A 258-nucleotide genomic window follows, 5' to 3' on the forward strand; every position below is an offset into this window, starting at 1 on the left:
GCCAGGCACCGGCTTTTCTTAACGCCGACGGCTGGCTGTTGCTGGAACATGGCTATCAACAGGCAGAAGCAGTTGCCGCCTGTTTGGCGCAACAGGGCTTTGTCGATATCGATACCCGGCATGATCTGGGCGGCCAGCCACGCATTACTGGCGGACGCTGGCCTCAAATCCGGTTGGCCTGATGCGTATGACCCAAGCCATCCTGTCGAAGGAATAGAAAATGGACACTCTCTCAGATCAACAACTACTGCGTTACAG

The 258-nt window shown here is 55.8% G+C and carries 1 pseudogene; it reads left to right on the forward strand.

Going from position 1 to position 258, the window contains the following annotated elements:
• Positions 1-182: pseudogene (locus Q4563_RS20840) on the forward strand (peptide chain release factor N(5)-glutamine methyltransferase); the annotation flags it as partial.
• Between the last annotated feature and the right edge of the window lie 76 nt (positions 183-258).

This window comes from Gilvimarinus sp. 1_MG-2023 (genome assembly GCF_030548285.1).